This is a genomic window from Acinetobacter sp. 479375, from assembly GCF_000581715.1.
Lineage (GTDB): Bacteria > Pseudomonadota > Gammaproteobacteria > Pseudomonadales > Moraxellaceae > Acinetobacter > Acinetobacter ursingii.
In genome coordinates this window covers 16,691-38,022 of the sequence record NZ_JEZN01000024.1, presented here as the reverse complement: position 1 = coordinate 38,022, position 21,332 = coordinate 16,691, and the positions used below count along the sequence as shown (strand labels likewise).

Genomic DNA, 21,332 nt, shown 5'->3' with positions numbered 1-21,332 from the left:
AAACGGCAAGCAAATGTAATTATCCCTCCTCGTTCCAATGCTGCTTTATGGGCAGAAAATGAAATTGGTAAAGCAAGAAATCATGCAGTACAAGGCTGTTGGGACAAGGGTCAAAAGCAGTGGAAACGAGATATTGGTTATCATCGACGATCCCGAATAGAGGCTAAAATGTTTGCCTTGAAACGACTTGGACAAGGTGTATCTAGTCGATGCTTTAATCGTCAGGTGGTTGACTTGCAAATAAGAGTCGATATTTTGAATAAATTTACTCAACTTGGTACAGCTAAAACGGTGGCTGTTGCATAAATATCTGAAGATTAGAACAACTCTACCTTTCGTCTATTTGTGCAACAAAGCCATTTTGAAGCCAAGATGGATAATGTAGCGGATGCTGGTACAAAATATGGAAATAATATTCCTTCTGATTTAGTTGGAATCGTCTTACCAACTGATAACTATTATACTGAAATGGATGGTGTAAAAACTAAAGGCTATGAGATAGAAGCAAGTGGTGAAATTCTAGATGGATGGAATATTCAAACTGGTTATACTCATGCAAAATCAAAACAAAATGGTGTAAAAGTAAATACAACGATCCCAGAGGATCAATACAAGCTATTTACCACGTATAACCTACCTGTATTAGATAAAAAACTTACCATTGGTGGTGGTGTAAATTGGCAAAGTGCTTTCTATAATGGCAATGTCACAGGTGTAAATTATATCGCCTATAAACAAGATCAATTTGCACTTGTTAGTTTAATGGCAAAATATCAGATTAATCGTGATTTAAGTGTTGCTTTAAATGTGGATAATATCACAAATGAAAAGTATCGCCTCAATACTTGGGCAAATACTTATGGTGACCCAACTAGCTATACAGGCTCTCTGACCTATAAGTTCTAAATTATCTAATCTAAACAGCAGATACTTTGTTTGCTGCTGTTTAGAAAAATAGAAAAGATAATTTAATTTATAATTGTTTTTATTCTCATTTGAGAATTTATCTTATATAATTAGCCCGATTTTTAATGGGGAAATTTCGTGAAAAAGAACATATTATTTTTATCTCTCATTGCACTACCCGCTTTTGCCTTTGCAGAAGAAAATGTTGTGCTACCTACTATCACTGTTAAAGCGGACTCACAAGCAACCGATGCAACGGGAAAACTTAAAAAAGATGCTAATTTAGGTATTTTGGGTGAAAAATCATTATTAAACACTCCTTTTAGTATTCAGTCTTATACAGAGCAGGCGATACAAGATAAACAAGCTGATTCTGTAATGGATGTTTTAAAAAATGATCCAAGTATACGCACAACAACCAACAGTGGGCATTTAAATGAAAACTTTAAAATACGTGGTCTGAGCGTTGGTTGGGAAGATGCGAATATAAATGGTTCTTATGGTATGGGGCCAACAGGTCGTACACCAACTGATATTTTAGGTTCTGTTACAGTATTAAAAGGGCCGAACGCCTTGGTCGCAGGCATGCCTCCGAGTGGAGGGGTAGGTGGTGTTATTATGGCAACCACTAAACGTGCAGATAGGGATTTAACGCAAGTCTCTGCCATGTATGAAGATGGTGGATACTATAAATCTGGTTTTGATGTAGCTCGCCGTTTTGGAGAAAATAAAGAATTTGGCGCTAGAGCTAGTGCAACTTATGGACAAGGCGAACATATCATTGATGGTATGGATGATAAAAATACTGCTGCGGTAATTGGACTGGATTACACAACAGATAAAGCAAAAATTAATCTTGATGCATATTCTGTTCGTGACGAGCGTGATGGTGGTTCGCCAGCAATGGTATCGTTTGCGACTTTGAAAAGTGTACTTGCAGCACCAGATGGTAAAACAAATTATTTTCCTAAACTTCAAGGGGAACAAGAAAGTCAATATGTAGGTTTATCAGGTGAATATAAGCTTTTATCTAATTTAAAAGCTTATGCAGGAATTGGTTACGCTCAAAAAGAATATGTAGGTCATTTGTTTGGCACACGAATGATTGTCACAAATGCGGCAGGAGATGCCTCAACACAATATTATCGTGTACATGCTAAATATGATAATAGTACAGCTAACATAGGTTTGGAAGGTCAATTTAATACAGGACTAGTTTCACATACCGTTGGCTTACGTGCAGATTATCTATCGAGCCATTTAAAGCAACATTATGCTGCAACATCATCATCATTTAAAACTAATCTATATAATTCAGATGTGGGTAGTTATGGTGAAATGCCAACAACATATCCTGTCTGGGGGCCATATAATCATAGTGAGTTTCTAAGTTATAGCTTGACTGATCAAATGTCCATGTTAAATGACAAGTTGCAAATAATCCTAGGTGCACGTTATCAGGATATGGATATTGATTCAATTAACGCGACTACTAAGACATGGAGCAATTATAGCAAAGATAAGATTTCACCAAGTATTGCATTTGTAGTGAAGCCATTTGGAGATAGCTTATCGTTCTATACCAGTTATGTTGAAGCATTAGTACAAGGATCGACGGTTACTTCTACAGCGGATGCAAACTACGGTAATACTTTTGCGCCATTTGAAACTAAACAGTATGAGATTGGTGCGAAATTTCAAGGTGAGCGTTGGTTGCATACTTTAGCAATGTATCAGATTGAAAAACCAAGCACTATGACATTAAATTTGTCGACAAATGATTCACGCTATGTAGCAGGTAAAACTACTACAGTAACAACAGATGGTGCCGAAACTAAATCTAAAGGAATTGAGTATGGTGTATCTGGCAAAGTAACTGATGACTTAATTGTTTATGGGAACTTGGCTTATATTGATACTAAGTATGAAAAAGCTGCATCAAATCAAGGGAATACAGTTGAAGGTACACCAGAGTTTACCGCAGGCTTAGGTTTAGATTATCAAATTCCTTTGATTGAAGGATTAAGTGTTAATACTTTTGTTACTTACATTGATGATCAGTATTTAGATTCAGGCAACACATTAAAATTACCAGACTATACTTTGGTTGATTTAGGCGCTAAATATGTAACTAAACTAGGCGGAGTAAATACAACTTTCCGTGCCAATGTTGATAATGTAACAGATAAAAAATATTGGGATGGTGTATTTCAAAGTGGTTTTGCCACAATTGGAGCTGGTCGCACTTATAAACTGGGCGTAACATTTGATTTCTAAATAATCCTTCCTATAAAAAAACCTTTCATATGAAAGGTTTTTTTTATTTATATTTTAAATTCTCAATTCACACGATTTTCACAGAAATTCATAAAGGCTTTTAAACCTGGCCCCTGATATTTCTGACGATGTACCAATACATGTAATGGACGGGTGAGCTCCCAAAAAGGCGTTTCTAAAATTACCAACTGTCCTTTTTCAATTAAAGGTTCAATAGCAAGTCTGGAAATACAAGACATTCCTAAACCACCTGCCACAATCTTTAAAATTGCTTCATTATGACCCAGTGTAAGACGGATATTGGCATCAGGAACATCCTGTAAAATGGCGTTATCAAAGACTTCGCGCGTTCCTGAACCTTCTTCACGTAAAATCCATTCGACATTTAAAAAATCTTGAGGTGTCAAAGGCCGACCTAATTTTGCCAAAGGATGATCAGGCGAGCAACAGACAGCAAGTTCATCATTCCGCCAATGGATACATTGTAATTGTGGTAAATGACACGAACCTTCAATGAGTGCTAAATCAAGCTGAAATTGATTTACTGCCTCAATCATCTGGCGAGTATTCCCGACTTGCAACTGCAAATGTGCCTGAGGGTGAATTTGTAAAAAATCTGCCATGAGGTCTGGGATCAAATAATCACTAATGGTGAGTGTCGCACCCAGACGTAAATCGATACTTTGTAATTCACCTTTGGCGGCTTGTTCAAATGCTTCACAACGCCCCAAAATTTCCAAAGCTTGAGGCAATAAAAACCGACCTAAATCGTTCAATTGTAGGCGTTTGCCTAAACGGTCAAAGAGTGGAGCGCCTAATCCATCTTCAAGGTCAGCCAATGCCATACTGGCAGCACTTTGAGTCAGGCGGACGGCATCGCTGGCTTTGGTTACTGTTCCTTCTTGAGCGACTGCCACAAAGACAGCCAACTGACGTAATGTCATGCGCATGAATCAAGCCTTACCCTTGAAAAGTAGTCATAATTTCTGCTGTCATGCTAACATGAGCATACCCTGTCGTGCCATGTTGAAATTATGTCAATTGAGAAATTTAGCGTCGAAAAAGTGTTGTCTGTACAGCGTTGGGCTTCAAATTTGTTTAGTTTTACCATGACCCGTCCAGCGCATTTTAAGTTTACTGCGGGTCAATTTGCCAGAATTGGTTTAAAAGTGGGTGATGATTTGGTGGTGCGCGCTTATTCAGTCGTATCATCACCGTTTGATGAAACACTAGAGTTCTTTTCGATTGTCGTTCCAAATGGTGCGTTTACGTCAAATTTACAACATCTCAAAGTGGGTGATGAGCTTTACTTAGAAAAAATTACTTATGGTTTTTTAACCTTGGCGCGTTATCAACTACCTTTACCTCAAGATTTATGGCTATTAGCAACAGGTACAGGGCTGGCGCCTTTTCTTTCGATGTTGCAGGATTTTGCGACATGGCAAAATTACCAGCAAATTCATTTAGTCTATAGTGTTCGTACCGTTTCTGAATTGGCTTATGTCGATCGTATACAAGAGATTGCGGCAAGTTTTGGTGAAGGGCATACTGGATTTAAGTTCGTTCCTGTGATTACGCGTGATCCAAATGCTGTTTTGCACGAAAGATTGCCAGTATTAATTGAAAATGGTGAACTGGAAAAAGCGGTTGGTTATTCGTTAAATCCTGAATCCAGTCATGTCATGCTTTGTGGCAATCCACAAATGGTTGAAGATACCAAAGAGGCATTAAAACGCCGTGGTTTAACCATGAACCGTCGTGGTGAAGGCAATATTGCCGTGGAAAATTATTGGTAGTGAATGGTGATTAAAGCAATATAAAAGCTTTAAAACTGTATAAGATGACTGAGAATTAAAATAACGAAAGCTTATTCAGGACTGATCTATAAGAGCGTATGGTTTAGTGTACAAACATATCCATAAATTCACGCAGTTCCTGAATAGCTGTATCCAGATCTGTACTCAACCAAGTGGGTTCAAAAAATCCTGCATAATGTTCAAGACGATCTTGTGGAACGACCAGACGGACTGGACATTCTTCTTCAAGTAATCGCCAAGGCAGGATTGGAACTTCATTATCTAAAAATGAGTTGACGTTTCGAATATCAATGATCATCGCATTGATACAATCTGGAAAAGGCATCACTGAAAATTCTTCAGTGCGGCGTCTAAAATATTCCAGATCACCCCATTTCAAGCTATAGCTTGCTTTATTAAAGCTAATAATTCCGATCAGATGTTCATCACGCGTGACGTGTAATGAGCATTCATGTGTGACGTCAGTGTCTAAATCCAGAGTGACGCTTTGCTGACGATACGACATAAAGACCTGAGCAAAAAAATGGGTGGGCTATTATAGCCTATTTTTATATACAACGCAGAAACAAAGAACACGATAGCGCTATGCTTTTTCACACAATGCTACATAAGTGCTTGTTATGATAAAGAACAATGGAAAATAAAAGAGGGGATTGCGATGACACATGATTTTAATAAACCAACACCACATACTTCGTCACCAGAAGAGACCGAAAAGAAACGTCGTTTGCCAGTTTATATTTTGGCAATTGTGGGAATTTTTTTAGTGGCATTGATTGTGTATATGGTCGCTGATCATAAACCAGATGCAAGTGATGCACCACCAGATCATCCAAATCCAAATGCACAACCTGCTACGCCAAATAATTCAACTACCAATAGCCAACAGTCATAAATTGTTATCGATTCTAATTTTTAACAAGCCATCTAATGTGATTAGATGGCTTTTTTGCAATCTTTTACTTCATTTTTGTAGTAGTTTTTATATTGCATCTTGAATAAAAAATAAGCACAAAATATGTTGAGATAGATCACAAATAATATCCATTCTTAAAACCATTTTACAGCTTAACTTCATCAAGACTAAGCCGTGATTAATATAACAAAGAGGGCATGACCTATATGAACGATTATTTTAACAATGAGGCTGCGCAAGCCCATTATGGATTTATGTACTATTGGGATATGTTTCAGCCCATTATCGCGGCAATTGCAGTTTTTATTATTGGTTGGATTTTGGCACTGATTATCGCTGCGGGTGTCAAAAAATTACTCAATTTAATTGGAACCAATCGTCATTTATCGACCGCAACGGGTAAAGCACCAGACTTTGAGTCAATTATTTCAAAATTTATATTTTGGTTTGTGTTGATTATTGCGCTGATTGCTTCGTTAAACGTACTGAATATTTATAGTGTCAGCGGGCCATTTAGTGCCATGATCACCCAAGTATTGGTTTTTGTGCCGAATCTTATTGCAGCGGCTGTCGTGGCTTTTGTGGGTTGGATCTTGGCGCGTTTGGTGCGAGCAGGACTATCCAAAGCTTTGTCTAAGACTCAACTTGATGAGAAACTGAGCACTGAAGTCGGTGTTCGACCACTCAGTGAAAATATTGCAGATATTATCTATTGGTTAATTCTGCTTTTGTTTTTACCTATTGTCCTTTCGATTTTAGGACTCTCAGGTCTTTTACTCCCTGTCCAAGCGATGGTAGCTGAAGTTGTCGGATATCTTCCAAACATCTTTATTGCAGGCGTGATCGTTTTTGTTGGCTACATTTTGGCAAAAATTGTAAGAGGAATTACCGAAGGCTTGGTTAACAGTGTGGGTTTACAAGCTCAAGCTGAGAAAATAGGACTCTTTAAAAACAGCAATATCGCCAATGTATTAGGTTCTCTGGTTTTTGCGCTGATCTTTATTACCGCATTGATTATTGCATTTGAAGCGCTTGGAATTGAGTCTATTTCTCAGCCAGCAACAGCCATGCTCAATGAGATCATGTTTGCGATACCAAATATTATTGCTGCTGGTCTGATTTTGATTATTGCCTATGTCGTCTCCCGTTTTGTCGCAAAACTGGTTGAAGATATTTTGGCAGGTACTGGTGTCGATGATGTTCCTGCAAAGTTTGACTTACAGCGTTTCTTGGGAGCGACTAAAATCTCGCATGTGGTTGGTGTCTTAATCGTATTCTTTACCATGTTGTTTGCGGTTGCAGAAGCAGCGAATCGTCTTGGTTTTGATCAAATTAGTCATCTGGTCGCGATCTTCATTGCCTTCGGCGCCAACATTTTACTTGGTGCTTTAATTCTGGTCGTGGGTTTCTGGTTAGCCAATATCGTGGCAAATGTTGTTCAACGCGGTGAATATAACAGCTCACGCTGGTTAGGTAATTTGGTTCGTATCTTGATTATGGGCTTGGTTCTAGCGATGGGTCTACGCGCAATGGGTATTGCCGATTCAATCGTCAATCTGGCTTTTGGACTCACACTTGGTTCGGTGGCAGTCGCTTTTGCTCTCGCTTTTGGTCTGGGTGGTCGTCAACCTGCGGAACGTGTTTTGACCGATCTTATTGATAAAGCCAAAGCTGAGGGAAATAAACCCAATCCAATTGCGAAAACTCAATCAGCGGTTGTGGTTGAAACACCTGTAGCATCATCGCCTGTTGCACCCTCAGAGGCGGCAACGGATCATAATGTTCCAACCACGTTTGATGTAGACCCAGCTCATAAACCTTTAAATAACCCTTATGGTTCTAAAGGCGAAGGTGAGGATGATCCAACATCAAAACCCGATGATCAACCGAAATAAGTTTTGATTTTTGCACCAGAATCGGCCACTCTATCCAGAGTGGTCGTTTTTTTAGATCGTTAAAATAGATTTTTCATCACTGTTTCGCCTGCTTTATTTTCTCTCTAAAGAAGAAATAAAAAGGACGTATGAAAGAAATCTAATCCATGAGTCATAAAAATAATAGAGGAGTGAAAGATGCAAAAGCAGCCGAATCGTTTTATCGCCCCGATTGTGATTGCGGGTATTACTGTCGGATTTTTGGTCAGTGCTTATAAGTTTGTATTTGCCAAAAATAAAGTGACACAAACAGAAAAAACAGGTGTAGATGAAATTCCTTCAATCGAAGCCAATCAGATTGATGCTGCACCATAATTTTGATGTAATTTATACATATTGTGCAGCGGCATAGGCCGATGACCATGCCCACTGAAAGTTATAACCGCCTAAATGTCCAGTCACATCTAAAACTTCACCAATAAAATAGAGCCCTTTAACTTTCTGGCTTTGCATGGTTTTGGATGAAATTTCAGCGGTATCGACACCGCCCAAAGTCACTTCCGCGGTACGATAGCCTTCAGTCCCTGAGGGTTTTACCACAAAGCCGTGTAACTGAACTGCGATTTGCTCTAGTTGTATATCGCTGAGTTGACCAATCGCGGTTTCTGCATAATGAGGCCAGATCAGTTGTTGTAACTCAAGTACGATACTTTTCGCTGTGAGTTCTGCAATTAAAGTGCGTAACAAGACTTTGGGTTGTTGCTGTTTTTTTTGTTTCAAATAATCGGCTAAGTCTTGCGTAGGAAAAAAGTTGATCTGAAAAGATTCACCTGCTTGCCAATAATTGGAAAGTTGCAGTGAACTTGGACCACTTAAACCACGATGAGTAAAGAGTAGTGCTTCGGTGAAACTATTTTTATCATTTGAAAGTGTCACCTCCAAAGCATTCCCACTCAGGCGTGTGGTGATTTCTTTAAATTGATCGGAAAAAGTAAAGGGAACTAATCCTGCGCGAGTCGAAAAAACTTGATGACCAAATTGTTTAGCTAGCTCATAGCCAATTCCTGAACCACCTAGTGTTGGAATTGAAAGGCCACCTGATGCAATCACCAGAGATTCACAAGTAAAGCTTGCGTGTGTGCTTTGAACTTCAAAAAGTTGATGGTCTATTTGCTTAACAGTTTTTACTTCACAGTCCGTTTTTATGTTGACCAGTTTCGTTTTATCGCATTCAGCTAAAAGCATATTTAAAATATCTTTGGAACCATTTAAGGTAAAAAGCTGTCCATGCTTACGTTCTTCATAGGCGATGCCATAGTCACAGACCAAGCCGATAAAATCCCAATTGCTATAACGTGATAAGGCCGAAATTACAAAATGTGGATTATGTGAAATAAAATTTTCAGGCTCGACATAGAGGTTAGTAAAGTTACATTTACCTCCGCCAGACATCAGGATTTTTTTCCCGACTTTGTTGGCTTTTTCGACCACTAAAACTTTGCGTCCACGCCGTGCAGCCTGAGCCGCCAGCATTAGTCCAGACGCACCTGCACCCAGAACAATGACATCGTAATGCATGGACATAAATTTACTCAGCGTGATAAAAGCGCGACATTATAAAAGATTTTGCCTGCCCTGTAATCCACCACTATGAATTGCTAAAATTCGGGTATGAGGAGGAAAGTAAGCCTTTTCGATCAAGTCAAAAATGCCAAATAGCATTTTTCCTGTATAAATGGGCTCAAGTGGAATTAGATATTGTTTTTCGAAAAGCTGAATAAACTCGATTAACTGAGCTGAAGTCTTGGCATAACCGCCACAACAATACTCATCTATAATCTTCCAATTGTTCTTTGCGGTAAGATGGGCAACGTCATGCGTTAAAAAATCGCCTTTTAATGCAGAGAAACCCAAAATATTTTGATTGAAGTGACTTGATTCAATCAATCCTGTGATCGTGCCGCCAGTTCCCACCGCACAACAAATCACATCGTAATTTTGTCGATCTTGTTCGCTTAAAATTTCTTTGCAACCTTGAATGGCAAGAGAGTTTGTTCCGCCTTCTGGAATAATATAGGCGTTTGGAAATCGAGATTGTAATTCCGCCAAAAAATCAGGTTGCTCTTTATTACGATAATCCTGTCGATTGATGAATTCGAGTTGCATGCCAAACTGCGAGGCAGTGCACAAAGTGTGATTTAAGTGTTGATCAGCCAGTTCTTCACCACGAATGATGCCAATACTCTGAAAACCAAAATAATGGGCTGCATAGGCTGTTGCCGCAATATGATTAGAAAATGCGCCACCAAAAGTAATCAGGGTATCCAGCCCCAGTTGTTTCGCATGCTGTAAGTTATATTTCAGTTTATAAAATTTATTGCCTGAAATATGTGGATGAATGAGATCCAGACGTTTTAAATCAAGATGTATGTCAGGCTGATCTATGAGAGTTTGATATCCCACAGCTTGTGCAATAGCGTTGAACATAGAAGACAGCCTGAATTAAAACGTCATATCAATAAGAAAAATAGCTAGTCCATAGCCTTGGATGATGTATCTACCGAAGTGATCACCGACATACCGGGACGTAAGCGTTCCAAGCCTTTTTGATTCGGATCAATCGCAATCCTTACAGAAATTCGCTGTACCACTTTGGTAAAGTTACCTGTCGCGTTATCCGCTTTGAGTACACTAAACTCTGAACCCGCAGCAGGGGAAATTTGCTCAACATGACCTGTAAATTTCTGATGATCTAAGGCATCGACGGTGAAAGTGACTTTTTGCCCAATTTTCATATTGGCGATCTGAGTTTCTTTAAAATTGGCAATCACCCAAGTTTGTTGAGGAATCAAATACAATAACTGTGAACCTGCTGCGACATATTGCCCGACACGTGGATTGACTTCACCTAATTGTCCATCCATTGGCGCAGTAATCACACTATAATCTTTGGTGGTCGTTGCCTGATCCAGTTGTGCCTGTGCATTGGTGACTTGCGCTTCTAAACCTGTTTGTGCGACTTGCGCGGTTTTTAGGGCTTCCTGTGCAACATTTACATTGGCCTGAGCTTGTTTGAGTAACGCCAGATTATTTTTTACATCTGCTGCGGCTTTATCACGTTCTGATTTAGAGGCTGCGCCGCTATCGCCCAGTTGTTGGTAGCGTTGTAATTGTGTCATCGATAAATCATATTGCGCCTGAGCTTGGTCAACTTTAGCTTGAGCCGCAGCAATATCGGCTTGCCGCTGAGCAATCGTCTGAGTTTGATTGGCCAGACTATTTTTTGCTTGTTCAACCGCAGACTGTGCTTGCGTCACTTTTTGGTCATAAGTTGTGGCATCAATATGCATCAAAGCTTGACCTTTTTTGACGTAGTCAAAATCTTTGACCAGTACATCTTTGATATAACCATTAATCTGTGACGAAAGGACAGTGGTTTTACCTTTGACATAGCTATTGTCAGTTTGCTCAATGGCAGTATGAAATGGCCCAATACGCCATGCCCACATAATGAGTCCTAAGCCGACCAACAGCACGATAAACATGATTGCCAATGTCGATTTTTTGGTTGGAATCAATTTCCCGACGCGCTGGACAGGTTTGAGCGGTGCAGGTTGTGGCGTGGCAGAAGATGTCGTTCCAGATTGAGACTGATTTGTTTGATTCGAATCAGGTTCATTCTGTGGATTGGTTTTTTGCTCGTCACTCATAAATTATACTCAAACACGCCACTTAGGATGATGTCGATGAGGCAGTCAGTTTCTCACGATAAGTAAGATACTTCGCCCAGATAATATTGCACAATCCCCAAAGGAATAACACAATCGCCACGATACTATTAAAATTAATCACATCGTTATAAGCTCGGACTTGAGCCTCACGATTTGCAGTTTGCGATAAGGTTTTGGTTGCCTGTAATTGATCCTGAACAGGATCGGCAATGTTGGGGCTAAATTTTGCCTGATATTGTTTTAAACGTTGATCAATGGTTGGATCAGTTCGTTCCAAATTACGACTGATGTCCATTTGATACACTTGGGTTTGACGTTTTTGATAAGTATTATAAAACGATGAACCAATCAAGCCACCAAAGTTTTGTGTGGCAGAAAATAACACGATAAATGTCACCACATGTGCTGGGCTTTCCTTCAAAGCGCGCCCAAATCCCACCAAAAGTAGGGGACCAATAAATAATCCATTGGCAAAGGCAATCAGAAATTGACTGTGATAGAAATTTTGTGGACGAATATCACTGGTCAAATGTGCATCCAGTTTACTGGCGATCAAAATCAAAAAGGAGGCTAAAACCAGATGTAATAATGTTCGTTCTCGAGAAAATGTGACCGCACTAAATAAAACGCCTGCCAACATCCCAAAAAAGATCACGCTATATAGCCCAACAAATTGATCTGGCCCCATGCCCATGGTTTTTAGAAAATTCACCGCGGCATAACTTTGTTCTGACAATAAAAAGCGCAGACACAACGCTCCAAACACAAAGCGTAGCACGGCAAAAGTACCTAGCCAGCGGGTCATAATCAGGGGGTTACTACGATGATGTTCATAAATAAAGCCAAACACCAGTAATACAAAACCCGTCATTAACACATAAGCCAGCCAAGGCGAATCAAACCACCACAGCAAAGGTCCTTGTGTTAAAACCGCGCAGATGCAGGCGAAACCCGGTGCCAGCAATAAAAAGGTAACAATATCTTGTCGTTCAAAAACAGCAATACGTAAACTACGGGGTAACTTGAGGGAAACCACCATGGCATAGCAACACACTGCCAAACCTAACTCAAACGTATATAAGACCGTCCAGTCGTTGACCGTAACCAATGCAGGCGAAATGATCCATGCCAGTGGTACACCGAGTTGACCGAAGCCGAAGCCAATATACAGACCTCTTAAACGGTGTTCTTTGGTAAAGCCCTGCATGATGTAATACATACCCAGAGAGCTAAGTGGTGCTGCAACCATCCCACTGATAAAACGTACAAAAATAGCCATGTGATAATTTTGTACGAAAATATGCAGGATCATCACTGCGATAAACGCAAGCAGACCAATTTCAGTAAAGAGGCGTAAACCATATTGTTGTCTGGCTTTAAACAAAATGAGGTTAGAACTGACATTCGCCATGACATAAGCCGCAGGAAGCCACGCACTTTCAACAGGCGTTAGTCCATATTCACCCTGTAACTGAGGTAAATTAGCGGTAATAAAACCATTACTTAGCCCTGCGGTGAGGGCAATAAAAGTTCCAATAATAAAATATAGATATCTTTTATGAGAGGGATGTTCAATTGAAGGCGGCGAACCCGGTAATACGGGACGTTCATCATCTGTCCAGTCTGGTGGTGTTTCCAGATAACGCGGACTCTCAGCCATGATACACCCCGTTATTCAAACAAATGCCATTGAGTAATAACTCGACTGCACGACTGGCAAATCGAATTCTTTGTGTTTCATCATGTCCGCGAAAAGACGACGACAACATGGAAACAATGCTACGGTAATCTTCAAAATTAAAGTCAGGACGACAAATTCGTTTTTCAATCGCCCGATCAATGAGTGGCTGCACAATCTGTTGATGATGCTGTATCAGTGAAATCAGCACTTCATCGTGTTGGTCCAGCACTCGCCAATACTCCATCAGAGCCGAAAGATTATTTAAATTATGGACATGACTTTTAATTAATCGAATTAAACCATCATCGTACATACGATATTGTTCCGCACGAAGTTCCAGATGAGAAACGGCTTGCTCAAGTAAGGCATAGACTAAAGCCTTTCGGTCAGTAAAGTTTCGATAAAAAGTTGCACGCCCCACACCCGCATGGTCGATAATGACTTGTAACGGAACACTCATTCCATGAATTTTAAACATCTCAACCGCAGCTTCGAGTAAATCTTCCCGATTTTTAGCTGCACGTTTGATATGTTTACTCATAGAGGGGGGATGCTGAATTTGATCGATATATTTTACGGACGTTTTTGTCCGATCTTCCAGAGAAATTATTATCAAATTGTAAAAAATAACTAAAAGTTATTAATAATTAAAAAATTCATTATTTTATTTTTTATATTCTTCAGATTAAGCTCAACATAACTACTAATGAGAAGATCAAGATGACCACTCAATATGAAGTGAATCAGCAACAATATCAAGACAAAGCAAAGGCTTATCTAAATAGTTCAGTCCATGCACAAGGAGCAGAATTTGACAAAATACGTGAGGTTTTACAGCAACAAGCTTTTCAACGTGTTTTAGATTTAGGCTGCGGTGGCGGGCATGTTACGTATCATATTGCGCCTGATGTGGAGCAGGTGATTGCTTATGACTTAACTGCTGAGATGGTGCAATTGGTGGTTGAACAGGCGAAGGTGCGCGGATTAAATAATGTCACAGGACAGCAAGGTGCAGCAGAACAACTTGATTTTGCAGATCAGAGTATATGTGCGGTTGTGAGTCGTTATTCTGCACATCATTGGCAGAATGTTTCACAAGCAATGAGTGAAATCTATCGTGTGCTTAAGCCGCGTGGAAAAGTGATATTTGTTGATATCTTAGGGAATCAACAACCTGTACTAGATACCTTTTTACAGAGTATTGAGATCATTCGTGATCCAAGTCATGTTCGCGATTATTCTTTAGCTGAATGGATGACATTTGCTGAGCGTGCAGGTTTTAAAATTGAGCAAATGCAAAAACAAAGTTTGCAGTTAAATTTTGCAAGTTGGGTCGAGCGAATGCAAACCCCAGCAGAAGCTGTGGCAACATTACGTTATTTACAGCAAAAAGCATCGGATGTGGTAAAAAATTATTATCAAATACAGCCAGATGGTTCATTTCAAAGCGAAGTCATGTATTTGGTTCTTACAAAGCCTGAGTAATGCGTTAAAATTCATGTCTATGATCACTGACGCTATGGATACCCACGTGGAAAGTTTGTTGCCTTTATTTTCTATTGCGATGGCGCTGATGTTAGGTGCAATGAGTCCTGGCCCAAGCTTTATCTATGTGGCGCAAAACTCGATTGCGAAATCACGTAAGCATGGTTTATTTACCGCTTTGGGGACTGGCACAGGCGCGGCATTTTTTGGTTTGCTGGCGGTGATGGGTTTACAAGCAATCTTATTGGCTGTGCCGTCGGCTTATCTCATGCTAAAAATTGGTGGTGGGCTATATTTACTTTGGCTGGCTTATAAGATTGTAAAACATGCTAAATCACCCATTGAGATGGATGCCCAACAGCAACAAACTATGACTTATCAAAGTGCCTATCGTTATGGTTTGATTACCCAACTGAGTAATCCTAAAATCGCAGTAGTTCTTGCCAGTGTATTTACCGCCTTATTACCTAAAGAAATTCCAAATTATTATTATGTGGCATTACCCGTGATCTGCTTCGTGATTGATGCAGGTTGGTATTCACTCGTCGCCTTACTTTTATCGTCTGAAAAACCGCGCCGTGTTTATATCAAAGCCAAAACTTTGATTGATCGAGTAACAGGTGGGATTGTGACGGTATTAGGTCTAAAACTCATTTTCTCAAGTCGTTAAGCTAAAATGTGGTGGGCATATTGTCAGTACGTGGTGGTCATTCGTCATGTGTCATAGATCATATATGCAATGTGCTGCGCCTAAAATGTAAAGATTTGGCGAAGCAGGCGCACTACCTCTATCAGACGGTTTGTGAATTTTAGACCTTACAAACCGTATAAAAAGGTCGTGTACTCGCCCAATATGCCCAGATTGATCATACTCAGTTTATTCCCTTAAATCTATCTGCCAATTGGATGCCTGAATTTCAAGATTGATTAAACGTAAACTTTGACTGATTTCATCTGCTTGTTTTTGTAGCTTAGAAACAGAAACGGCTTTAATCCATTTAATTTCACGAACACTATAACGATCTGTATCTTTTTGCGTATTGTCTATTGCTTGCTGAATGATTCGATGTTCAGCGGTAAGTTGATCGCGCTGATTGAGGATATCGAGTAAAGCTTTTCCATTATTGGCTTGTGCTTGCGCATTGGTTTGATGGATTTTTTGTATAAGCTGAAATAATTGTTTATTCACCAGAACAGCTTCATCTATAAGTTGTTCTGGATCTTCACTGGGTGTATCTCCATCTTGCACGAGTACATTTTTATGAATACGTTGCTGCAAGGAAAGGAGTTTTTTCTGTAAATCACTTCTGAGCAATAATGCTTCTGCAAGCTTCATAAAAACTCAATATATAGGTCTAAATAAAATCATCATAAAATGAAAAAACATTGCTGTCCGTTTCAGAACGTATACCTCTGCATTTGAATGATATAATTTGAAATGTTTTTTTTGCTCATAATTTAAACAGGTTGTGATAATCTGATGACAAAAATAATGAAAATAATCAGGTGGTCGTATGAAAAGGATATTTCTATATGTCTTGGTTGTGAGTTCCAGTGTTATTGTGATGGGATGCGATATGAGGGCAAAGGTTCAGAGCGAAAGTATTCAATCTTCTACATCCGCGCGAAGTATGAGTATCGCGGGAATGCCTGTCTATGACAAAGATTTTAAATTAGCACCATTATTGGCAAACGATACTCACCTTAAACAAAATCAATAATCAAATTTAAAAAGCAAAAGAGACGTTTTAACGTCTCTTTAAAAAAATTTAAGCCGCTAATAATTTCTTGGCAGCTAAACGATGTTCAGCTTGTAGCTTCTCAATATCGATAGTGACTAATTGACGTTCTTTAACAATCCACTTGCCGCCGACCATGACATGTTCAGCTTGATCTGCCCCGCACAGCAGCAATGCTGCAATTGGGTCATGACTTCCTGAAAATTTTAGTTCATCCAGTTTATATAAAGCAAAGTCTGCCTGATGACCAACTGCGATTTCCCCCAAATCATGTTCACGGCCTAATAATTTTGCCGAACCTTGAGTCGCCCAGCCAAATGCTAATTCTGGCGTAATTCGTTCTGCACCATATTTAAGACGTTGCAAATACATGGCTTGACGAGTTTCCAAAATCAGATTTGAAGCATCTCCAGAGGCAGAACCATCTACTCCTAAACCAATCGTTGCACCTGCCTGCATTAAATCAAGAGTTGGGCAAATCCCAGAGGCGAGACGCATATTAGAATGCGGACAGTGACAAATACTGACACCTGCCTGACCTAAACGCTGAATTTCTTCGGTATTAAAATGAATACCATGCGCCAGCCATGTTCGGTCACTTAACCAACCAACGCTTTCCAGATAATCTACCGTTCGCATACCAAACATTTGTAGACAAAAGGCTTCTTCATCTAGCGTTTCTGCCAGATGAGTATGCAAACGCACATCCAGACGCTGCGCCATTGCTGCACTTTCTCGCATAATCTCTGGTGTGACTGAAAAAGGAGAACATGGTGCAAGCGCAATATTGACCATGGCACCTGTACCACGTTGATGGTATTTCGCAACAAGACGTTCTGAATCCAGCAAAATTTGATCCATCTGCTGCACTGTCTGCTGTGGAGGTAAACCGCCTGATTCTTCACCCAAGCTCATGGAACCGCGCGTCAGCATGACACGAATACCTAACTCTTGTGCTGCTTGAACTTGGATATCAATGGCATCGGTTAACTGCTGTGGAAATAAATAATGATGATCGGCCGCGAAAGTACATCCAGACATGACCAATTCTGCTAAAGCCACTTGGGTAGCAAGATGTAATTGTTCAGGCGTTAATTTTGCCCAGACAGGATATAAATTTTTTAACCATGGAAATAATGGTGTATTCACCACAGGTGCCCATGCACGAGTTAATGTTTGATAAAAATGATGGTGGGAATTGATCAACCCTGGAATAACGACACAGTCTTGGGCATCAAATGTTTGATCGACAGGTTGAGTAGGGGCTTGGCCTTGTGCAACCAGTTCAATAATTTGACCATTTTCAATCACAACGCCATTCGTTGCATCCTGCTGATTGGCGGTAAAAATAGCAAGTGGATGTTTGATCCAGAGACGTGACATAGCAGATTTCGCTCAAATATTTTTATATTTGAAAAGCAATGCGTGTACCAAGATTTGGTTTTTACACCATGCTAGATAATTGATATATATCAATAGATATAGTGGGATATATGACTATGGGGCGCTATTCTCATCGAAAAAATGCCAGTCGTTTTAACTTGACTGGCATTCCACAAAGTACGGGTTTGAAGCGAATAATATCAGGAGTGATTTTCAGCAGTTGCAGCGACTTCAGGTAAATTACTCACTTGTGGCTTTTTTCCTACATGTAAGTGATTAAAGAACAAATTAAGCAGAACAGCCATGATACAGGTAATACTGATACCAGAATGAAATAGGGTTTGTACCGCATCTGGCATTGCATGGAAGAAATCAGGGCTAATCAGTGGAATGAGACCTGCTGCAAGTGAAACGGCGACGATAATTAGATTGGATTGAACTTGATAATCGACTTTAGACAAGGTACGAATACCACTGACTGCAACACTACCAAATAACACCAAACCAGCGCCACCCAGTACAGGCATTGGAATAGAAGCAACGAGACGACCAAACACAGGAAGTAAACCCAGTACCACTAAAATTCCACCCGCAGTGGCAACTACAAAGCGACTTTTGACTCCTGTAATGGCAACCAAACCCACATTTTGTACAAATGCACATTGCATGAAGGCACCAAAAAGAGGGGCAAGTGCGGATGAAAGCATGTCTGCACGTAAGCCATCAGCGATACGTTTATTGTCAACTTGGGTATCTACAATTTCACCAATTGCGAGCAAACTAGCTGTAGTTTCAGTCAAAATCACAATCGTAACAATACTCATGGTTAAAATCGCGGGCCATTCAAACACTGGCATACCAAAGCCTAAAATATTAGGCAATGCGACCCATGCACCATCACTGACTTTAGAAAAATCAGCCAAACCTAATGCAAACGCAGCAATTGCACCACAAAAGATGGAAAGTAGAACGGCTAAACGTTTGATGGCAGGAGAACCAAATTTGGTGAGCAGCAATAAAACAAATAAGGTAAAAGCTGCCAAACCTATATTTTCCATTGAACCCCAGTTCGCAGCTTTAGGATTGCCACCCATCATCCAGCGAATCGCCACTGGTAAAAGTGAAATTCCGATAATGGCAATAATGGAACCTGTGACGATTGGCGGAAAGAATCGTACAATTTTGGAAAAAAATGGTGCAATAATGATCCCGAAAACCGAACTCACCATAATTGCACCAAGAATGGCCTGAAAACTGCCCCCATTTGAACCAATCGCGATCATACTGGCAACGGCTGCAAAAGAAGTGCCTTGTACAATGGGAAGTTTAGAACCGAACCATTTGAACCCCAGCGTTTGCAGTAAGGTTGCCAGTCCTGCCACTAAAATAGAAGCAGTAATGAGCAAGCCAATATCTGCCTGAGATAGCCCAATACCAAGACCTACAACCAGTGGTGCTGCAATTAGACCACCGTACATGGTCAAGACATGCTGAAAACCATAAGTTAAGTTTTTACCCATTCCAAGATGTTCATGTTCTGGAGATGCGGTTTTAGTTTCATCGTTCATATCAAACCCTTTCAACTTTGTGTGTATGACAAGAGTAAAATTTGCAACATGCATGCCATCTTCTAATTATTTAAATAAACATGAATTTTAAAATATGAAAAAACATATAACAGTGACGAACACTATCGGTGGCACAGCAATTGCTCAATCTAGAAAAGGTACAAGTCTTATATAAGTCTAGGCAATGGAGTAAGGTATGAGTGTTTCAATTCCTGTGATTGATATATCAGGTCTATTTAGTTCTGATGTGAAAGAGCGTCAGATGGTTGCGCAACAGATGAAACAAGCATGTGAAGATAAAGGCTTTTTTTATATTTCAAATCATGGAATTGCCACTGAATTACAACAGGCAGTTTTTAAACAAAGCAAACAATTCTTTGATTTGCCCATGAACGAAAAAGAAAAAGTACATAAGAAAAACTCAATTGCCAACCGGGGTTATGAGCCTTTAAAAAACCAAACGCTAGAAGCAGGAACTCCCGCAGATTTAAAAGAAGGGTTTTATTCGGGGCGGGAATATGCGCTAGAAAGTAAAGAAGTGTTAGCACAACGTTTTAATCATGGGCCCAACCAATGGCCTACACAGTTTCCAGAATTTGAATCTACCATGCAGCGCTATCAGGCTGAACTCGAAGTATTGGCAAAATACCTGATGCGTGGTTTAGCCTTGTCATTATCATTGTCAGAAAATTACTTTGATGATTTCTGTCATGATTCATTGGTGACTTTACGCTTATTGCATTATCCACCACAACCTGCAAATCCCGAGCCAAATGAAAAAGGCTGTGGGGCGCATACCGATTTTGGTGCATTAACCTTATTGCTTCAAGACCAGCAAGGTGGTTTGCAAGTTTGGGATCAAAACAGTGAAAGCTGGATGGATGCGCCACCGATCGAAGGAACGTATGTGATTAATCTCGGAGATTTAATTGCACGTTGGACCAATAATCGTTTTAAATCGACTTTGCATCGGGTGATTAATAAATCAGGCAAACAGCGTTATTCGGTTCCTTTTTTCTTTGGTGGAAATCCAGATTATCAAGTGCAATGTCTGCCTAACTGTAAAACTGAAAACGAACCTGCTTTATTTGCACCGACAACAGTCGAAAAGCATCATATTGAAATGTATCGGAGAACCTATGGCTAAGCATATTGTATTGGTGCATGGTGCTTGGCAGGGAGGCTGGTCATTTGACTTGATCAAGCCATTATTGGAGCAAACGGGCTGGCAAGTACATGCAGTTGACTTGCCTGGTAATGGTTGGAATAGTGACACTCAACTTTCTGCCAATCAGGACAATTACTGTGATTTTGTTGTGCAGACGATTCAAAAAATTGGTGAACCTGTCGTATTGCTCGGACATAGTGGCGGGGGCTTAACCATTTCAGCAGTGGCAGAACAAATTCCAGATTTAATTTCAAATCTCATTTATTTAGTTGGCATGATGCTGCCCTCAAACATGTCATTTCTGGATTTTAAAATATTGTGCGAGCAGCATTTTCCAGATGAGGATTTTGCTGGAATTTCCCCTTATCTGAGTTTTACTCAAGAGGGTTATAGTATTGTGAGTCCTGAAGGTGCGAAGAAAATCTTTTTGCAAGATTGTGATGCAGAACTTGCAGAAAAATTAATTGCAAAATTACGACCGCAACCAGAAACAGGGCGGGATTTAAAGCCAGTATTAACGCCTGAACGTTTTGGTCGTGTGCCGCGAATTTATGTAGAAGCACTTTATGATCAGTCATTATCAATCAATATGCAGCGTTTGATGCAACAGTTACAACCTGATCATTTAAAAGTCATTAGCATGCAAACAGGGCATGTACCTCAAGCGATTCAACCTCAATTACTAGTTGAAAAGCTGAATCAATTATTTGATGAAAAAGTATCGGTGTGATATTAAATCTCATTGAGGAAAATCAATTGGGCAAAGTGATTTTCCTCTTATGAAAAT

The 21,332-nt window shown here is 39.9% G+C and carries 21 protein-coding genes and 1 pseudogene; 12 read left to right on the top strand and 10 right to left on the bottom strand.

The window, feature by feature from the left end:
- From J500_RS14535 to J500_RS14525, 3 genes and pseudogenes are all read left to right on the top strand, one after another.
- Window positions 1–306: pseudogene (locus tag J500_RS14535) on the top strand (IS5/IS1182 family transposase); the annotation flags it as partial.
- 66 nt (window positions 307–372) lie between these two features.
- Window positions 373–906: a TonB-dependent receptor domain-containing protein gene (locus J500_RS14530; protein WP_034700210.1), complete on the top strand. Its 534-nt coding sequence runs from the start codon at window positions 373–375 to the stop codon at window positions 904–906.
- A gap of 138 nt (window positions 907–1,044) precedes the next feature.
- Window positions 1,045–3,183, top strand: a complete 2,139-nt coding sequence (locus tag J500_RS14525; RefSeq protein WP_004987369.1) for a TonB-dependent receptor — start codon at window positions 1,045–1,047, stop codon at window positions 3,181–3,183.
- Window positions 3,184–3,245: 62 nt separating this feature from the next.
- On the opposite strand, the gene gigC is transcribed toward J500_RS14525, so the two are convergent.
- Window positions 3,246–4,133: a LysR family transcriptional regulator GigC gene (gene gigC / locus J500_RS14520; RefSeq protein ID WP_004987367.1), complete on the bottom strand. Its 888-nt coding sequence runs from the start codon at window positions 4,131–4,133 to the stop codon at window positions 3,246–3,248.
- 84 nt (window positions 4,134–4,217) lie between these two features.
- Here gigC and J500_RS14515 point away from each other — a divergent pair, with 84 nt between their 5' ends.
- The gene (locus J500_RS14515; RefSeq protein ID WP_004999022.1) at window positions 4,218–4,979 is read left to right on the top strand and encodes a ferredoxin--NADP reductase; all 762 of its coding nucleotides are present in this window, start codon (window positions 4,218–4,220) and stop codon (window positions 4,977–4,979) included.
- Between the two features lie 103 nt (window positions 4,980–5,082).
- Here J500_RS14515 and J500_RS14510 read toward each other — a convergent pair whose 3' ends face one another.
- Window positions 5,083–5,505: a hypothetical protein gene (locus J500_RS14510; protein WP_004999019.1), complete on the bottom strand. Its 423-nt coding sequence runs from the start codon at window positions 5,503–5,505 to the stop codon at window positions 5,083–5,085.
- A 153-nt stretch (window positions 5,506–5,658) separates the two neighbouring features.
- Between J500_RS14510 and J500_RS14505 the strand changes: the two genes are divergently transcribed.
- The 3 genes from J500_RS14505 to J500_RS17560 all read left to right on the top strand — a co-directional run bounded on the left by J500_RS14505 (window position 5,659) and on the right by J500_RS17560 (window position 8,165).
- A complete protein-coding gene (locus J500_RS14505; RefSeq protein WP_004987355.1) occupies window positions 5,659–5,895 on the top strand; it encodes a hypothetical protein in 237 nt (78 codons plus the stop codon).
- 227 nt (window positions 5,896–6,122) lie between these two features.
- Window positions 6,123–7,811, top strand: coding sequence for a mechanosensitive ion channel (locus J500_RS14500; RefSeq protein ID WP_034700203.1), 1,689 nt, complete (start codon window positions 6,123–6,125; stop codon window positions 7,809–7,811).
- A 177-nt stretch (window positions 7,812–7,988) separates the two neighbouring features.
- Window positions 7,989–8,165 carry a hypothetical protein gene (locus tag J500_RS17560; RefSeq protein ID WP_004999014.1) on the top strand — a complete coding sequence of 59 codons (177 nt, stop codon included), beginning with the start codon at window positions 7,989–7,991 and terminating at the stop codon, window positions 8,163–8,165.
- A gap of 12 nt (window positions 8,166–8,177) precedes the next feature.
- Here J500_RS17560 and J500_RS14495 read toward each other — a convergent pair whose 3' ends face one another.
- The 5 genes from J500_RS14495 to J500_RS14475 are packed head-to-tail and all read right to left on the bottom strand — an operon-like array spanning window position 8,178 to window position 13,743.
- A complete protein-coding gene (locus J500_RS14495) occupies window positions 8,178–9,374 on the bottom strand; it encodes an NAD(P)/FAD-dependent oxidoreductase (RefSeq protein WP_004999012.1) in 1,197 nt (398 codons plus the stop codon).
- Between the two features lie 30 nt (window positions 9,375–9,404).
- Window positions 9,405–10,277, bottom strand: a complete 873-nt coding sequence (locus tag J500_RS14490; protein ID WP_004999009.1) for a 1-aminocyclopropane-1-carboxylate deaminase/D-cysteine desulfhydrase — start codon at window positions 10,275–10,277, stop codon at window positions 9,405–9,407.
- Between the two features lie 44 nt (window positions 10,278–10,321).
- On the bottom strand, window positions 10,322–11,500 hold the full coding sequence (locus tag J500_RS14485) for an HlyD family secretion protein (protein WP_004999007.1): 1,179 nt from the start codon (window positions 11,498–11,500) through the stop codon (window positions 10,322–10,324).
- 22 nt (window positions 11,501–11,522) lie between these two features.
- On the bottom strand, window positions 11,523–13,181 hold the full coding sequence (locus tag J500_RS14480) for an MFS transporter (RefSeq protein WP_004987339.1): 1,659 nt from the start codon (window positions 13,179–13,181) through the stop codon (window positions 11,523–11,525).
- A complete protein-coding gene (locus tag J500_RS14475; protein ID WP_004999006.1) occupies window positions 13,174–13,743 on the bottom strand; it encodes a TetR/AcrR family transcriptional regulator in 570 nt (189 codons plus the stop codon). Before J500_RS14475 ends, J500_RS14480 begins: the two co-directional genes overlap by 8 nt.
- Before the next feature lie 179 nt (window positions 13,744–13,922).
- Here J500_RS14475 and J500_RS14470 point away from each other — a divergent pair, with 179 nt between their 5' ends.
- Window positions 13,923–14,687, top strand: a complete 765-nt coding sequence (locus J500_RS14470) for a class I SAM-dependent methyltransferase (RefSeq protein ID WP_004999003.1) — start codon at window positions 13,923–13,925, stop codon at window positions 14,685–14,687.
- 34 nt (window positions 14,688–14,721) lie between these two features.
- A complete protein-coding gene (locus J500_RS14465) occupies window positions 14,722–15,357 on the top strand; it encodes a LysE family translocator (protein ID WP_034700220.1) in 636 nt (211 codons plus the stop codon).
- A 207-nt stretch (window positions 15,358–15,564) separates the two neighbouring features.
- Here the strand turns inward: J500_RS14465 and J500_RS14460 are convergent, their stop codons facing one another.
- Entirely contained in the window at window positions 15,565–16,023 is a 459-nt protein-coding gene (locus J500_RS14460; RefSeq protein ID WP_005005207.1) for a DIP1984 family protein, read from the bottom strand.
- A 178-nt stretch (window positions 16,024–16,201) separates the two neighbouring features.
- On the opposite strand from J500_RS14460, the gene J500_RS14455 reads away from it, so the two are divergent.
- The gene (locus tag J500_RS14455) at window positions 16,202–16,408 is read left to right on the top strand and encodes an NF038215 family lipoprotein (RefSeq protein WP_034700196.1); all 207 of its coding nucleotides are present in this window, start codon (window positions 16,202–16,204) and stop codon (window positions 16,406–16,408) included.
- 48 nt (window positions 16,409–16,456) lie between these two features.
- On the opposite strand, the gene J500_RS14450 is transcribed toward J500_RS14455, so the two are convergent.
- Both J500_RS14450 and J500_RS14445 read right to left on the bottom strand, forming a co-directional pair.
- A complete protein-coding gene (locus J500_RS14450; RefSeq protein ID WP_034700195.1) occupies window positions 16,457–17,809 on the bottom strand; it encodes an 8-oxoguanine deaminase in 1,353 nt (450 codons plus the stop codon).
- Between the two features lie 200 nt (window positions 17,810–18,009).
- The gene (locus J500_RS14445; protein ID WP_004999000.1) at window positions 18,010–19,377 is read right to left on the bottom strand and encodes a nucleobase:cation symporter-2 family protein; all 1,368 of its coding nucleotides are present in this window, start codon (window positions 19,375–19,377) and stop codon (window positions 18,010–18,012) included.
- 196 nt (window positions 19,378–19,573) lie between these two features.
- Between J500_RS14445 and J500_RS14440 the strand changes: the two genes are divergently transcribed.
- Complete coding sequence (locus J500_RS14440) at window positions 19,574–20,524, top strand: isopenicillin N synthase family dioxygenase (RefSeq protein ID WP_004998998.1); 951 nt, start codon at window positions 19,574–19,576, stop codon at window positions 20,522–20,524.
- Window positions 20,517–21,275 carry an alpha/beta hydrolase gene (locus J500_RS14435; RefSeq protein ID WP_004998997.1) on the top strand — a complete coding sequence of 253 codons (759 nt, stop codon included), beginning with the start codon at window positions 20,517–20,519 and terminating at the stop codon, window positions 21,273–21,275. The genes J500_RS14440 and J500_RS14435 overlap by 8 nt, the downstream gene beginning before the upstream one ends.
- Window positions 21,276–21,332: the final 57 nt, after the last annotated feature.

What these genes read in the sequence shown, in the direction of transcription:
- J500_RS14530 (WP_034700210.1), top strand. Translation starts at nt 373, where the DNA reads ATGGATAATGTAGCGGATGCTGGTACAAAATATGGAAATAATATTCCT.
- J500_RS14505 (WP_004987355.1), top strand. Translation starts at nt 5,659, where the DNA reads ATGACACATGATTTTAATAAACCAACACCACATACTTCGTCACCAGAA.
- J500_RS14480 (WP_004987339.1), bottom strand. Translation starts at nt 13,181, where the DNA reads ATGGCTGAGAGTCCGCGTTATCTGGAAACACCACCAGACTGGACAGAT.
- J500_RS14445 (WP_004999000.1), bottom strand. Translation starts at nt 19,377, where the DNA reads ATGAACGATGAAACTAAAACCGCATCTCCAGAACATGAACATCTTGGA.
- J500_RS14455 (WP_034700196.1), top strand. Translation starts at nt 16,202, where the DNA reads ATGAAAAGGATATTTCTATATGTCTTGGTTGTGAGTTCCAGTGTTATT.
- J500_RS14460 (WP_005005207.1), bottom strand. Translation starts at nt 16,023, where the DNA reads ATGAAGCTTGCAGAAGCATTATTGCTCAGAAGTGATTTACAGAAAAAA.
- J500_RS14475 (WP_004999006.1), bottom strand. Translation starts at nt 13,743, where the DNA reads ATGAGTAAACATATCAAACGTGCAGCTAAAAATCGGGAAGATTTACTC.
- J500_RS14495 (WP_004999012.1), bottom strand. Translation starts at nt 9,374, where the DNA reads ATGTCCATGCATTACGATGTCATTGTTCTGGGTGCAGGTGCGTCTGGA.
- J500_RS14465 (WP_034700220.1), top strand. Translation starts at nt 14,722, where the DNA reads ATGGATACCCACGTGGAAAGTTTGTTGCCTTTATTTTCTATTGCGATG.
- J500_RS14500 (WP_034700203.1), top strand. Translation starts at nt 6,123, where the DNA reads ATGAACGATTATTTTAACAATGAGGCTGCGCAAGCCCATTATGGATTT.
- J500_RS14450 (WP_034700195.1), bottom strand. Translation starts at nt 17,809, where the DNA reads ATGTCACGTCTCTGGATCAAACATCCACTTGCTATTTTTACCGCCAAT.
- J500_RS14485 (WP_004999007.1), bottom strand. Translation starts at nt 11,500, where the DNA reads ATGAGTGACGAGCAAAAAACCAATCCACAGAATGAACCTGATTCGAAT.
- J500_RS14470 (WP_004999003.1), top strand. Translation starts at nt 13,923, where the DNA reads ATGACCACTCAATATGAAGTGAATCAGCAACAATATCAAGACAAAGCA.
- gigC (WP_004987367.1), bottom strand. Translation starts at nt 4,133, where the DNA reads ATGCGCATGACATTACGTCAGTTGGCTGTCTTTGTGGCAGTCGCTCAA.
- J500_RS14510 (WP_004999019.1), bottom strand. Translation starts at nt 5,505, where the DNA reads ATGTCGTATCGTCAGCAAAGCGTCACTCTGGATTTAGACACTGACGTC.
- J500_RS14490 (WP_004999009.1), bottom strand. Translation starts at nt 10,277, where the DNA reads ATGTTCAACGCTATTGCACAAGCTGTGGGATATCAAACTCTCATAGAT.
- J500_RS14435 (WP_004998997.1), top strand. Translation starts at nt 20,517, where the DNA reads ATGGCTAAGCATATTGTATTGGTGCATGGTGCTTGGCAGGGAGGCTGG.
- J500_RS14515 (WP_004999022.1), top strand. Translation starts at nt 4,218, where the DNA reads ATGTCAATTGAGAAATTTAGCGTCGAAAAAGTGTTGTCTGTACAGCGT.
- J500_RS17560 (WP_004999014.1), top strand. Translation starts at nt 7,989, where the DNA reads ATGCAAAAGCAGCCGAATCGTTTTATCGCCCCGATTGTGATTGCGGGT.
- J500_RS14440 (WP_004998998.1), top strand. Translation starts at nt 19,574, where the DNA reads ATGAGTGTTTCAATTCCTGTGATTGATATATCAGGTCTATTTAGTTCT.